Source organism: Paraburkholderia sp. MPAMCS5, from assembly GCF_036016995.1.
Classification (GTDB): domain Bacteria; phylum Pseudomonadota; class Gammaproteobacteria; order Burkholderiales; family Burkholderiaceae; genus Paraburkholderia.
In genome coordinates this window covers 1-12192 of sequence record NZ_JAYXBK010000014.1, presented here as the reverse complement: position 1 = coordinate 12192, position 12192 = coordinate 1, and the positions used below count along the sequence as shown (strand labels likewise).

Below are 12192 nucleotides of genomic sequence, written 5' to 3'. Positions count from 1 at the left end.
TACGCGTGTTCAGCCGAGCGGCGGCAAGCGTCGCGCGACGGGCGTCGATTTGACAATCGCCGTGCTGGTCTCGGCGCGCTCGGTCACTTTCGACAGAATCTCGTCGAGCTGCTCGATCGAATGCAGATAGAGGCGGCAGATGAAGCAATCGTCGCCCGTCACCTTGTCGCATTCGACAAACTCCGGAATTCGCCGGATCACGTCTTCCACCAGATGCAACTGCCCCGGCAACGGCTTCACGCGGACAATCGCCTGGAGCGTAAAGCCCAGCGCGCGCGGATCGACCTGCACGGTGAAGCGCTCGATCACGCCTTGCGCTTCGAGCCTTCGGATGCGTTCGGCCGTGCTCGGCGCGGACAGTTCGACCAGACGCGCCAGTTCGCTGACCGGGCGGCGCGCGTCTTCGGCGAGCGCGGCGAGCAGCGCACGGTCGGTTTCATCGAGCGAAGCGGGCGCTGAGGGTGCAAGGCGTTTCGTCATTACAGCCTTCGATAATGAGGTTGAATCGCGGTAAGGCTTCATTCTAGTTATGTTTTCGGGACGCCGGATTGCTTACACTGCTTGCCATGCAGGAATCAATTCGAGGATCGGATCATGGCGTCAAACGAAATCCGGCGCGGCGCGGCGGAGATGAGCATGGCGATGCTGATGTCGGGCACCATCGGCTGGCTGGTGGTGTCGTCGCAGCAGAGCCCGTTCAATGTGGTGTTTTTCCGCTGCATTTTCGGCGGCGCGACGCTCGCGCTCGTCTGCGCGGTGTTGGGTCTTTTCAGGCGCAAGCTGTTTTCGTGGAAAATGCTCGGGCTCGCGCTGCTCGGCGGCGCGGCGATTGTCGTCAACTGGGTGCTGCTGTTCGCGGCCTATTCGCGCGCCTCCATCTCAATGGCCACGGCGGTCTACAACACGCAGCCCTTCATGCTCGTCGCGCTAGGCGCGCTGGTGTTTCGCGAGCGCATCAGCGCATCCACGATTGTCTGGCTGCTCGTCGCTTTCGTGGGGCTCATGTTCGTCGTGAAGGTCGAACCGGCCGTGCTGGCAAGGCCGGGTCACTATCTGACCGGTGTCGCGTATGCGGTCGGCGCGGCGGCGATGTATGCGGTGTCGTCCATTATCACGAAGCGATTGAAGGGCACGCCGCCGCATCTGATCGCGTTGATTCAGGTTCTGCTCGGCGTGGTGATGCTCGCGCCGCTCGTGCGTTTCGACGCGCTGCCCGCAACCGGCGCGCAATGGCTGGAGCTGGCCGTGCTGGGCGTCGTCAATACCGGGCTCATGTACGTGTTGTTGTACGGCGCGATCCAGAAGCTGCCCACGTCGATGACCGGCGCGCTGTCGTTCATCTATCCGGTGGTGGCGATCATCGTCGATCGGGTCGCGTTCGGGCAGACGCTCGCGTGGATTCAGGTGCTGGGCGCAATGCTGATTCTGCTTGCCGCCGCCGGCGTCAATCTCGGCTGGCGCATCGTGCCGCAACGGCGTGTGCCGTCGCTATGAGCGCCGCGCTTTGCAGCATGGTTTTGCCGCGTGGTTTGGCCGCGTTGTTTTGCCGCACGTAACTCGTCATTGCTACGGATTGCAAACGAATACACGTGTGTGTCTGTGCGTCTCTGCCCATTGACGCGCGGTAAGACCGGCCCCTTCCGCGCGGCAAGCTCGCGTAGCCGCGTCAAAAGGCGCCGTCAAGCATTTGTAGGGAAATCACCGATGCGGTGAAAAATCACGCGCGCGTATTATTCAGATAGACGCTGATCACGTCCGACAGAATTTCCGCCGCTCGCCTTGCCAGGTCGAGCGGCTTTCTTTTTGTGGCGGCGCTCAGGCGCGCTGTGTCGCGTCCCGCGCGACGATCCGGGCGCCGTCCTCGCCTTCCACCGATAGCGGCCCGTTCCCGGCGGCCAGTTCCTCGACAATCTCTTTCAGCAGCGCGGGCCACGCTTCGCGCGGCTTGAGCATGGACGCCGCCGCGCGCATCACCGTGGCTTCGTCGAGCATGTGCAGGAGCGTGGCGAAGTTCATCGCGCGAACTTCGAGCAGTTTGAAGACAATCAGCACCTTGAGCGCATTTTTTGCATTGCGGCTCGGGTCGGCGCGCAGCCACGCGACGCGCGAAAAAGCCCGCTCCAGCGCCTGTCCGACGTTCGTGAAGGGCGCGCCATGGCCCGGAATCACGACGCGCACGTCGAGTGCGGCGATGGCTTCCAGCACCGCCTGTTCTTCCGCGAAACCGCTTTCGTCTTCCAACTCCGGAAATATCACGCCGAAGCCGTTTTCCCACAACGCGTCCGCGCTGATCAGCACGCGCTCCTCTGGGCAATAGAGCATCAGCGAATGCGGATCGTGACCGGGCGCGCCGAGCACCTGCCAGTCGAGCGCGCCCATGCGCAGCGTCGCGCCCGGCGCTATCGTGCCGGTCAAGCCGAAGCGCTCGCACGTTTGGCCCGTCGCGCGAAATGTCAGACGCGCTTCGTCCCAGTCGCGCACGGCGGCGGCTTCCGATGCGGGAATCAGCGTGCGGCACGGCCACGCCGACTGCAACAACGCATTGCCGCCGCAATGGTCCGAATGCAGATGCGTGTTCACGATCAGATCGAGCGGTCTTGCGCCGAGCGCTTGCCGCACGAGCGCGAGCGTTTGAGTCGCATGCGTCGCGTAACCGGTATCGACGATCGCCGCGCTTTGGTCGTCGACCAGCAGCACATTGTTCGACGAAAGCCAGCCGCGCTCGAAGACACGAATCGATTCGGGCAGCGCCGTCATGGCGCGCTCCTGCTCGCATCGACATTGACGGCCGCCTCGGGCTTGGGCATCACGAGAATGGTCGACGTGCCGATCACCGCAACGTCGCCTCGCTGATTCACAACCGAGCCTTCGAGATGCGTCAGATCGCCGTTCAGGCTCGCCTTCCAGTGGGCGTCGCGCACGCGCCAGGTGCAGAGTAGCCTGTCGCCGGCGTGCACGGCCTTCTTCAGCTTGATGTCGAACTCGAGTCCGAGCGGCTGCGCATAGGTGGAAAAATGCGCGGCGAGCAGCGCCATGAAATGCGCGGTGGGCTGCGTGCCGGACGCGATGAGTCCGCCGAAACGGCTTTGCGCGGCATACGCTTCGTCGTGATGCAGCGGGTTGGTGTCGTTGACCAGCGTGGCGAACGACTTCACCGAGTCCGCCGAAAACGTGATCGTCGAAGTGAACGTCTCGCCGAGGGTGACCACACGAGGCGGCGCGTTCATCGCCGCACCTTGGCGTGTCTGGCGATCCACTCGGCGTGACGCGTTTCCAGCGCGTCCCAGACGGCGCGCTTCCTGTCGTCGTCGTAGAGCGACCAGCCCGCGATTTCCTCAAGGGTGCGCAGGCACCCTTCGCACCATCCCGTGGAAGCATCCATCCGGCACACGCTGATGCACGGCGACGGCACGCCGCCGCCTTCCGTGGCTCGATCCATTCCTGCTGTCATCGCGTCAGGCCGTCTCGCGCTGCGCGACATCGACCACCGGCGCGCCCGTCAACGCAATCAACTCCTGCGCGGTCAGATTGAACACCGCGTGCGGATGACCTGCGGCGGCCCACAGGCTGTCGAGCGCGAGCAGATCCTGATCGATCAGCGTCAGCGGTTCGACCGCGTGTCCGACCGGACACACGCCGCCAATTGCATAGCCAGTTTTCTCGCGCACGAACTTCGCGTCCGCGCGGCCAATTTCTCCGACCTGCGCTGCGACCTTCTTTTCGTCCACGCGATTCGCGCCGCTCGCGACAACGAGCACCGGCGCATCGTCCTCACGCCGGCGAAACAGAATCGACTTGGCAATCTGCGCGACCGAGCAGCCGAGTCCGGCGGCGGCTTCGGCGGAAGTCTTGCCGGTTTCCGGCAGCATCACGATGCGCCCCGCGTGACCGCGTTCGCGCAACAATAGCGCGACGCGGCGCGCGGAGTCGGGCAGCGCGGTGAGATCGTCCGATTCGAGGGAAACTGGGTCCGTCATTGTTGAGCGTCCTGGTTGAATGCGATTCTGGGTGCGATCCGGCGAATGCGCGGGCGGCAGCTCACACGCAATTGCCCGCTTCGCTGCGCGCTTTGGCGAGCAGCGCCTTGCCGGCGCGCGAGACATTCGGCCTGCCGATGGCCGTCGAAATGAAATTGCCGATCTCCACGACTTGCGCGAGATCGACGCCGGTCTCGATGCCGAGGCCGTTCATCAGATACAGCACGTCTTCGGTCGCGACATTGCCTGTCGCGCCCTTCGCATACGGACAGCCGCCGAGCCCCGCCACCGACGCGTGATAGATCTCGATGCCTTCCTGCAGCGCCGCGTAAATGTTCGCGAGCGCCTGGCCGTAGGTGTCGTGAAAGTGGCCCGACAGATGCTCGCGCGGAAACACGTTGGTCACGGCTTCGAACACTTCGCGCGTGCGCTTCGGCGTGCCGACGCCGATCGTGTCGGCAATGTCGATCTCGTCGCAGCCGAGCGCGGCGAAGCGCTGCACCACATCCACTACCGACGCAACCGGCACCTCGCCTTGATACGGACAGCCGAGCGCGCACGACACGCTGCCGCGAATGCGCAGTCCCTGTTGCCTGGCCGCCTGCGCGACCGGCGCGAATCGCTCTATGCTTTCCGCGATGCTGCAATTGATGTTCTTCTGCGAGAACGCTTCGCTCGCGGCGCCGAAAATCACGATCTCGTCCGCGCGCGCGGCGACGGCGCCTTCGAAGCCGCGCAGGTTCGGCGTGAGCACCGAGTAGATCGTGCCGGGGCGGCGCTCGATGGCGGTCATCACGTCGGCGCCGTCGGCCATTTGCGGAACCCATTTGGGCGAGACGAACGACGCCGCTTCGACGTTGCGCAAACCCGCCGCGGAGAGCCGGTTGATCAACTCGACCTTGACCGCCGTGGCGACGAATTCCTTCTCGTTCTGCAAACCGTCACGCGGACCGACTTCAACGATTTTGACTTGCTGGGGCAAATTCATCATGTGTCTCCTTCAATGCGATTGTTCGAGTCAGTAGCCACGCTCGATATTCACCACGCCGCCGACGGCTTCACCGCGTTCGAGCGCGAGCATTTTTTGCGCGACCTGCGCGACGCTTTCTTCGCGCAGCGTCAGCGCGGACGTGTGCGGCGTGATCGTCATGCGCGGCTCCCGCCAGAACGGATGATCCGGCGGCAACGGTTCCTCGCGAAAGACGTCGAGCGTGGCCGCGGCGATCTGGCCGCTCGCGAGCGCGGCCAGCAGATCGGCTTCCACGAGATGCGCGCCGCGCGCGACGTTGATCAGATAGGCGCCGCGCACGAGCTTCGACAGCGTGCGGGCGTTCAGCACATTGGCGGTATCCGGCGTATGCGGCAGCAGGTTCACGAGCACTTTCACGCCGTCGAGAAACGCATCGAACTGCGCTTCGCCGGCGAAGGTGGTGACGCCTTCCACCTGCCGCGCGCCACGGCTATAACCGCGCACGGGCAGGCCGAATGCCGCGAGCGTTTGCGCGACGTGCGCGCCGAGCACGCCGAGTCCCAGCACGCCGACCGTGAATGTTTCGCGCGGATGCGGATCGAGCGGTTGCCAGCGGCGCTCGCGCTGCAAAGTTTGATATTCGTCGAAGCGACGCAGATAGCGCAGCACTGCGTGCGTCACATACTCGGCCATTTGCGGCGCCATGCCGGTGTCTTCGAGGCGGATCAATTGCGCGTTGCGCGGCAATGTGCCGGGTTGCTCGCGTTCGAGTGCCAGAATCGCGTCGACGCCCGCGCCGAGATTGAAGATCGCGCGCAGATCGGCGCGGCCGGCCAGCATCTCGCGGGGCGGACGCCAGACCACGGCGAAATCGGCGGATTGCGTGTCGCCCGGCTGCCATTCGCGCAGCTCGGCTTCGGGCAGCGCGTGGGCAAACTCGCGCAGCCACGCGGCGGCCTCGGTATCGGGCATGTAGAACAGGATTTTCATGCGGCCCCGCCAATCGAGGCGCGAGCCCGACGAACATGGCAGGGCAGCTGCGGCGCGGCGCACGACGCTGACGACATGAGGCCTCCGGCTTTTATGGGCAGGCTTCATTCTACTTTTTCGCCAGCCATTTCGCGCGATTGCGCACGACCGTGCGCGTTCGTGCACATGAACCGCCGCTTTGATCACATAAGCAAAGCACAAAAACTTGGTTCGCCCACGCGACGTGCGGCGGGACAATGGTCACCCGGTTTCCCGTCGCGAGGGACAGACATGCTTTCATGCACCAGATCGCCCTGGCCGCCACGGCTCGTGACGGTTCCCGGCCTGCACGGCAGCGAGGACGCACATTGGCAAACGTGGCTGGAGCGCCAGTTCGCGCGCTCGTTGCGCGTCGAGCAGGCCGACTGGGACGCGCCCGACCTCGCGCGTTGGGCGAACTCGCTGCGCGAGTTGCTGGCGCGCGAAGGCGGGCCGTTCGTGCTGGCGGCGCACAGCTTCGGTTGCCTCGCGGCCGCGCACGCGTTGCAGCAGGCATCGTATGCGAACGAGGTGGCCGGCGTGCTGTTCGTCGCGCCCGCGAGCCCGCACAAGTTCGCATTCGCGGGACCGTTCGAAGCGCGGCGCCTCGGCGTGCCGTCCATTCTGATCGGCAGCGAAACCGATCCGTGGATGCCGCTCGCCGGTTCGCGCGAACTCGCGCAGCGTTTCGGCAGCGCATTCGTGAATCTCGGCGACGCGGGGCATATCAATACCGCAGCCGGATTTGGCCCATGGCCGCGAGCGAAGTATTTCATCGACACGCTCGTGCACTGCGCGGCGCCGCTGCGCTTTCATGACGAAGACTTCGAGATCGCGCAGCACGCGTGGGTTTGACGTGCGGATTCGACTCATCGTTGACAGAAAATAATATCGGCGCTTAAAAAAGTAAAAGGCCGCTTCGGTTTCGAAGCGGCCTTTTTCATGGCGCGCTTTTTATGGCGCGCTTTGTTTGCGCTTTGTTTGCCTTTTTGCTTGCGCTCAGTTCGGCGCGGCGTGATCGCAGCCATGTTCGCAGCCGCTCTTTTCGACCGGCATCTGCTGCGCGGCTTCAGCGCGAATGCCGAGCCGTTCGAGCAGCTTGCGGTCCGCTTCCGCTTGCGGGTTGCTCGTGGTGAGCAACTGGTCGCCGTAGAAAATCGAGTTCGCGCCCGCGAGGAAGCACATGGCCTGCAACGCTTCGTCCATCTGCTCGCGGCCCGCCGACAGGCGCACCATCGCGCGCGGCATGGTGATGCGCGCAATCGCGATGGTCCGCACGAACTCGAACGGATCGATCGATTCCGTGCCGGTCAGCGGCGTGCCTTCCACCTGCACCAGATTGTTGATGGGCACCGATTCCGGATACGGGTCCATGTTCGCCAGTTGCGCGATGAGGCCCGCGCGCTCGCGACGCGATTCGCCCAGTCCGACAATGCCGCCGCAGCACACGTTGATGCCCGCGTCGCGTACGCGTTCGAGCGTGTCGAGACGGTCCTGATACGTGCGCGTCGAAATGATCTGGCCGTAGAACTCCGGCGACGTGTCGAGGTTGTGGTTGTAGTAGTCGAGGCCCGCTTCGCGCAGTTGTTGCGCCTGATGCGTCTCCAGCATGCCGAGCGTCACGCAGGTTTCGAGGCCCATCGCCTTCACGCCGCGAATCATGTCCTTGATCGGTTCGAGGTGGCGGTCTTTCGGATTGCGCCACGCGGCGCCCATGCAGAAGCGCGTCGCGCCGTTGTCCTTCGCGACCCGGGCGGCGGCGAGCACTTCGTCGACGGGCATCAGCTTGTCCGCTTGCAGACCGGTGTCGTGATGCACCGACTGCGGACAGTACGCGCAATCCTCTTCGCAACCGCCGGTCTTGATCGACAGCAGCGTGGACAGTTGCACGGTGTTCGCATCGAAATGCTCGCGATGCGTTTGCTGCGCACGGAACATCAGGTCGTTGAACGGCAGTTCATACAGCGCGACGATATCGGCGACGCGCCAGCGCGCGACCGGCTTGCCTTGTGCAGCGACGTTGGTATCGGCGTTGTTGGTGATATTGGCGTTATTGGTGTTACGGGCAGCGGCGCTGTCGGCAGCCGACGAAGCGATGTTCAGTTGCGTCATGTGGTCGATCCTCATGAATGGACGTGATGGTTGATTCAGCGCTGCGCGTGGCGCAGCGTCTGCAAAAGCCGGTTGATGTCGAGTTGCGCGGCCGCGAGTTCCGGCGCTAGCGGATTCAGATGCGGCACGACGCCGAGCAAAGGCGCGTCGTATTCGCGCGCGAGATGCGCGCGGATCGACGCGATGTTTTCGTCGGGGAACGTCATGTCCGGATCGACGCGATTCGCGACCCAGCCGGCGAGCGTGAGTCCGCGCGCGGCGATGGCTTCGGCGGTCAGCAGCGCATGGCTGATGCAGCCGAGGCGCATACCGACCACGAGCACGACCGGCAGCTTCAACGCGACGGCGAGATCGGCAGTATCCTGCGTGGCGGTGAGCGGCACGCGAAAGCCGCCCACGCCTTCCACCACGACGATATCCGCGCGGTTCAGTGCTTCCCGATGACAAGCGACGATGTGGTCGATGTCGAACGTGACATTTTCCAATGCGGCCGCGATATGCGGCGCGGCCGGTTCCTTCAGCAGATACGGCGTGCGCATGGCGGGCGGCAGCAGGACGCTCGACGCGGCGTCGAGTTGATCGGCGTCTTCGTTATGCAGTTCGCCGTTCAGCTCGAACGCGCCCGCCGCGATCGGTTTCATCGCAGCCGCTTGCAGGCCTTCGCGAACGAAACCGCGCAACAGTGCCGACGAAACGAAGGTCTTGCCGATTTCCGTATCCGTGCCCGTGACGAAGAGCGAGAGTGCGGCGTCTTGCGTGCTCATGCGGCTTCTCCTCCTGCCTGTTGCAGGCCCGCTTCGAGCCGGTCGAGATCCGCTTGCGAATGCGCGGCGGACAGCGAAATGCGCAAGCGCGACGTGCCGGTGGGCACGGTCGGCGGACGAATGGCGGGCACCCATAAGCCGGCACGATCGAGCGACGCCGCGATGTCGAGCGTGGCTTCGTTCGCGCCGATCACGAGCGGCTGCACGGCGGTGTGCGAATCGGCCGGCATCCATGGCGTGCGCTTGAGCATGGCGCGCGTGCGTTCGATCAGCAGCCGAAGATGCGCGCGACGCGCATCGCCTTCTTCGCCGCCGATAATGCGCAGACTCGCCGACACCGCATGCGCGGCGGCGGGCACGGAAGCCGTGGTGAAAATATACGGACGCGCGCGCTGCACGAGCCATTCGATCACCGTGGCGTGCGCCGTGACGAACGCGCCCGACACGCCGGCCGCCTTGCCGAGCGTGCCGATCGAAATCAGATTCGGCGAGCGCAACGCGGCTTCGGCAATCGCGCCGCGCCCTTGCGGACCGAGCACGCCGAAGCCGTGCGCGTCGTCGAGAATCAGCCATGCGCCGTGCCGTTCCGCGAGTTCGGCGAGACGCGCGAGCGGCGCGATGTCGCCGTCCATGCTGAAAACCGTGTCGGAGACGATTACCTTCACGTCCGCGTCCGACGCGTCGAGCATCGCGCTCAATGCATCCGTGTCGCAGTGCGGATAGATCTGCACGTCGGCTCGCGACAGACGCGCGCCGTCGATCAGCGATGCGTGATTCAGCGCGTCGGAGAAGAGTGTGGTGCCGCGTCCCGCGAGGGCTGTGAGCGTCGCGAGATTCGCCATGTAGCCGGTGCTGAAGTAGAGCGCGCGCGGCGCGTCGACGAATCCGCCGGCAAATTCAGCGAGGTCTTCTTCGAGTTGCGCATGCGCTCGCGAGTGGCCGCCGAGCAAATGCGAGCCGCCACTGCCTGCGCCGTAGCGTTGCGCGCCTTCGACGATGGCGGCGATCAGTTGCGGATGCGCAGCGAGGCCGAGATAGTCGTTGCTCGCGAAGCCGACGATCTCGCGGCCGTCGACCGTCATGTGCGCGGCGCATGGCGTGTCAGCCGTGCGGCGGCGACGGCGCAGGCCGCGTTCGTCGATTTCCTTCAGCCCTTGAGCGAGTGTGTCGAGGAGATGCATCAGCGGAACTCCGCGAGCGTTGCTTCGAATGTTTCGCGCGTGCGCGTGGCGAGCAACGCGAGTTCTTCGTCGTCGAGAATGTACGGAGGCATCAGATACACCGTGGTCGAAATGGGGCGCAACAGCAACTCCCGCTGCAAGGCGTTTTCGAAGAAGCGGCGCGAAAATGCTTTGGCATGCTGAGCATTGTCGATCACTGCGTCGAAGGCGAATATCGTTCCGCATTGGCGCAGATTGCGCACGTTCGAGTGTTCCGCGAGCGGCGCGAGTGCGGACTTCAGCGCGGCTGACTTCGTGACGTTGACCGCGAGGACGCGCTCGCTCGCGAACAGCTCGAGCGTGGCGAGCGCCGCGCGGCACGCGAGCGGATTGCCGGTGTACGAATGCGAGTGCAGGAAGCCGCGAGCGGTGTCGTCGTGATAAAAGGCGTCGAAGATTTCATCGCGCGAGAGCACGATGGACAGCGGCAGATAGCCGCCGCTAATGCCTTTTGACAGACACAGGAAATCCGGCCAGATGCCGGCCTGTTCGCACGCGAAGAATGTGCCGGTGCGTCCGCAGCCGACGGCGATTTCGTCGGCGATCAGATGCACGCCGTGCTGATCGCACAGCGCGCGCAAACCTGCGATATACGACGCGTCGTGCATGGCCATGCCGGCCGCGCATTGCACGAGCGGCTCGACGATCAGCGCGGCGATTTTCGTGCCGCGTGCTTCGAAGAGCAAGCGCACGTGATCGAGCGCGCGACGGGCGACGTCCGCGGCGGTTTCGCCGGGCTGGGCGAGACGCGCGTCGGGCGATGCGACGACGTGCGCGTTGCGGATCAGCGGATCGTAGGCGTCCTTGAACAGCGCGACGTCGGTCACGCCGAGTGCGCCGATGGTCTCGCCGTGATAGCTGTTGGCGACGCAGACGAATTCCTGCTTGTCGGCGAAGCCCCGATTGCGCCATGAGTGGAAGCTCATTTTCAGCGCGATTTCGACGGCGGATGCGCCATCCGAAGCGAAGAACGCGTGACCCAGCGTGTGGTGCGTGAGCGCGCCGAGGCGTTCCGCGAGTTCGATGGCGGGTTCGTGCGTGCAGCCGGCGAGCATCGCGTGCTCGAGCGTATCGAGTTGCTCCTTGAGCGCCGCGTTGATGCGCGGGTTCGCGTGACCAAAGAGGTTGACCCACCACGAACTGATTGCATCCAGATAACGATGACCGGCGCGATCGTAGAGCCACGCGCCTTGACCGCGCGCGACGGGCACGAGCGGCAGACGCTCGTGGTGCTTCATCTGCGTGCAGGGATGCCAGACCGCGCGCAGGCTGCGGGCGATCCAGTCTTCGGTCGATGTCGGTGATGTTGCTGAGTTTTCCAAGGGGTACTCCGGTGGTGCTTTTTTGCCGCTTTCTTGCGCTTTCTTGCCGCTGCGGGTTGTTTTTTTGTCGGATTTTTTGGGTGCGGCGCGGGGCGCTTTTTGCGCTGCGCGCGGCGCGAAGGCTAGCGTGCGGGGTCGAGATTAGCGGTTTATTTGCGGCTTTGCACTAGAGGTTTGGAAGCGCAGTTTGCTTGTGGGGCGGGGGTTTGAGGCTGTTCGGAACAGCTGCGCCGTGTTCTTGAGCGAAGGGCGCGGATGAGGGGAGTTGGCGACGAGAAAGTATTGGGCAGTGGTGGGTGGGGAATGGGGTGTTTGGTGGGTGGGGTGGCTGGAAGGTTGAATTTGGGGGTGGGGCGTTGTGGCTGGGTGTTTGCGGTGTTTTTTATGCGTTGGTGGCGTCTTTTGACTCTGCGTGAGCGGAATTGAGCTGAACATTGGATCGTAGTTGTGGCCGGCACATGCTGTGCATCTGCCCGTTTTCATGAGCATGGTGATGATAGAGGGGCGTCTGTCGGCGCGCGACGCGCTCCTCTGTGCGGCTCGTGGTCTTGCCGGTGCGTCGGCCGAGCGCGTCGTACGCGTAGCGGGCGCTGTGGAAGCCGCTTCTGCTCTGGCCCGAGGCGCGAACCATGCGCCCTTCATCGTCGTAGACGAAGTCCTGCGCCATGCCGTCCCGCGTCTTGCGGCAGAGCTGGTCGAAGCCGTCGTAGGTGTAGCCGGTGTCGCGAAAGCGGGTCAGCAGATCGCTCAGAACCTTGCTCGCGGTGGCGTCCCGGGTCGCGTCGATCAGATTGTCGGCGGCATCGTAGGCGTACCGTT

General features: G+C 64.4%; 14 protein-coding genes and 1 pseudogene. 2 read left to right on the top strand and 13 right to left on the bottom strand.

Annotated elements, in window-relative coordinates; all coding sequences use genetic code 11:
- Positions 1–9: 9 nt before the first annotated feature.
- Positions 10–480 (bottom strand): Lrp/AsnC family transcriptional regulator, encoded by a 471-nt coding sequence (locus VOM14_RS24740; protein WP_327631397.1) that lies wholly within the window; start codon positions 478–480, stop codon positions 10–12.
- 114 nt (positions 481–594) lie between these two features.
- On the opposite strand from VOM14_RS24740, the gene VOM14_RS24735 reads away from it, so the two are divergent.
- Positions 595–1494 carry a DMT family transporter gene (locus VOM14_RS24735; RefSeq protein ID WP_327631396.1) on the top strand — a complete coding sequence of 300 codons (900 nt, stop codon included), beginning with the start codon at positions 595–597 and terminating at the stop codon, positions 1492–1494.
- A gap of 321 nt (positions 1495–1815) precedes the next feature.
- On the opposite strand, the gene VOM14_RS24730 is transcribed toward VOM14_RS24735, so the two are convergent.
- From VOM14_RS24730 to VOM14_RS24705, 6 genes are all read right to left on the bottom strand, one after another.
- The gene (locus VOM14_RS24730; protein ID WP_327631395.1) at positions 1816–2757 is read right to left on the bottom strand and encodes an MBL fold metallo-hydrolase; all 942 of its coding nucleotides are present in this window, start codon (positions 2755–2757) and stop codon (positions 1816–1818) included.
- Positions 2754–3227, bottom strand: a complete 474-nt coding sequence (locus VOM14_RS24725) for a MaoC family dehydratase (protein ID WP_327631394.1) — start codon at positions 3225–3227, stop codon at positions 2754–2756. Before VOM14_RS24725 ends, VOM14_RS24730 begins: the two co-directional genes overlap by 4 nt.
- A complete protein-coding gene (locus tag VOM14_RS24720; RefSeq protein WP_442955580.1) occupies positions 3224–3451 on the bottom strand; it encodes a DUF1289 domain-containing protein in 228 nt (75 codons plus the stop codon). The genes VOM14_RS24725 and VOM14_RS24720 overlap by 4 nt, the downstream gene beginning before the upstream one ends.
- A 4-nt stretch (positions 3452–3455) precedes the next feature.
- Entirely contained in the window at positions 3456–3977 is a 522-nt protein-coding gene (locus VOM14_RS24715) for a YbaK/EbsC family protein (protein WP_327631392.1), read from the bottom strand.
- Between the two features lie 61 nt (positions 3978–4038).
- Positions 4039–4965, bottom strand: coding sequence for a hydroxymethylglutaryl-CoA lyase (locus VOM14_RS24710; RefSeq protein ID WP_327631522.1), 927 nt, complete (start codon positions 4963–4965; stop codon positions 4039–4041).
- Between the two features lie 30 nt (positions 4966–4995).
- Positions 4996–5937, bottom strand: a complete 942-nt coding sequence (locus VOM14_RS24705; RefSeq protein ID WP_327631391.1) for a 2-hydroxyacid dehydrogenase — start codon at positions 5935–5937, stop codon at positions 4996–4998.
- A gap of 270 nt (positions 5938–6207) precedes the next feature.
- On the opposite strand from VOM14_RS24705, the gene VOM14_RS24700 reads away from it, so the two are divergent.
- Positions 6208–6810 (top strand): RBBP9/YdeN family alpha/beta hydrolase, encoded by a 603-nt coding sequence (locus VOM14_RS24700; RefSeq protein WP_327631390.1) that lies wholly within the window; start codon positions 6208–6210, stop codon positions 6808–6810.
- Positions 6811–6824: 14 nt separating this feature from the next.
- Here the strand turns inward: VOM14_RS24700 and VOM14_RS24695 are convergent, their stop codons facing one another.
- The 6 genes and pseudogenes from VOM14_RS24695 to VOM14_RS24670 all read right to left on the bottom strand — a co-directional run.
- A complete protein-coding gene (locus tag VOM14_RS24695; protein WP_327631389.1) occupies positions 6825–6983 on the bottom strand; it encodes a hypothetical protein in 159 nt (52 codons plus the stop codon).
- Complete coding sequence (gene bioB, locus VOM14_RS24690) at positions 6955–8067, bottom strand: biotin synthase BioB (RefSeq protein WP_327631388.1); 1113 nt, start codon at positions 8065–8067, stop codon at positions 6955–6957. Before bioB ends, VOM14_RS24695 begins: the two co-directional genes overlap by 29 nt.
- Before the next feature lie 35 nt (positions 8068–8102).
- Positions 8103–8831, bottom strand: a complete 729-nt coding sequence (gene bioD, locus VOM14_RS24685) for a dethiobiotin synthase (RefSeq protein WP_327631387.1) — start codon at positions 8829–8831, stop codon at positions 8103–8105.
- Complete coding sequence (bioF, locus tag VOM14_RS24680) at positions 8828–10012, bottom strand: 8-amino-7-oxononanoate synthase (RefSeq protein ID WP_327631386.1); 1185 nt, start codon at positions 10010–10012, stop codon at positions 8828–8830. Before bioF ends, bioD begins: the two co-directional genes overlap by 4 nt.
- Entirely contained in the window at positions 10012–11373 is a 1362-nt protein-coding gene (bioA, locus tag VOM14_RS24675) for an adenosylmethionine--8-amino-7-oxononanoate transaminase (RefSeq protein ID WP_327631385.1), read from the bottom strand. The genes bioF and bioA overlap by 1 nt, the downstream gene beginning before the upstream one ends.
- A gap of 382 nt (positions 11374–11755) precedes the next feature.
- Positions 11756–12192 (bottom strand): annotated as a pseudogene (locus tag VOM14_RS24670) (hypothetical protein); the annotation flags it as partial.

Excerpts from the sequence above, each read along its gene's own strand:
- VOM14_RS24730 (WP_327631395.1), bottom strand. The coding sequence starts at position 2,757 with ATGACGGCGCTGCCCGAATCGATTCGTGTCTTCGAGCGCGGCTGGCTT.
- VOM14_RS24700 (WP_327631390.1), top strand. The coding sequence starts at position 6,208 with ATGCTTTCATGCACCAGATCGCCCTGGCCGCCACGGCTCGTGACGGTT.
- bioD (WP_327631387.1), bottom strand. The coding sequence starts at position 8,831 with ATGAGCACGCAAGACGCCGCACTCTCGCTCTTCGTCACGGGCACGGAT.
- VOM14_RS24715 (WP_327631392.1), bottom strand. The coding sequence starts at position 3,977 with ATGACGGACCCAGTTTCCCTCGAATCGGACGATCTCACCGCGCTGCCC.
- VOM14_RS24725 (WP_327631394.1), bottom strand. The coding sequence starts at position 3,227 with ATGAACGCGCCGCCTCGTGTGGTCACCCTCGGCGAGACGTTCACTTCG.
- VOM14_RS24695 (WP_327631389.1), bottom strand. The coding sequence starts at position 6,983 with ATGGCTGCGATCACGCCGCGCCGAACTGAGCGCAAGCAAAAAGGCAAA.
- VOM14_RS24740 (WP_327631397.1), bottom strand. The coding sequence starts at position 480 with ATGACGAAACGCCTTGCACCCTCAGCGCCCGCTTCGCTCGATGAAACC.
- VOM14_RS24720 (WP_442955580.1), bottom strand. The coding sequence starts at position 3,451 with ATGACAGCAGGAATGGATCGAGCCACGGAAGGCGGCGGCGTGCCGTCG.
- bioF (WP_327631386.1), bottom strand. The coding sequence starts at position 10,012 with ATGCATCTCCTCGACACACTCGCTCAAGGGCTGAAGGAAATCGACGAA.
- VOM14_RS24735 (WP_327631396.1), top strand. The coding sequence starts at position 595 with ATGGCGTCAAACGAAATCCGGCGCGGCGCGGCGGAGATGAGCATGGCG.
- VOM14_RS24705 (WP_327631391.1), bottom strand. The coding sequence starts at position 5,937 with ATGAAAATCCTGTTCTACATGCCCGATACCGAGGCCGCCGCGTGGCTG.
- bioB (WP_327631388.1), bottom strand. The coding sequence starts at position 8,067 with ATGACGCAACTGAACATCGCTTCGTCGGCTGCCGACAGCGCCGCTGCC.
- VOM14_RS24710 (WP_327631522.1), bottom strand. The coding sequence starts at position 4,965 with ATGAATTTGCCCCAGCAAGTCAAAATCGTTGAAGTCGGTCCGCGTGAC.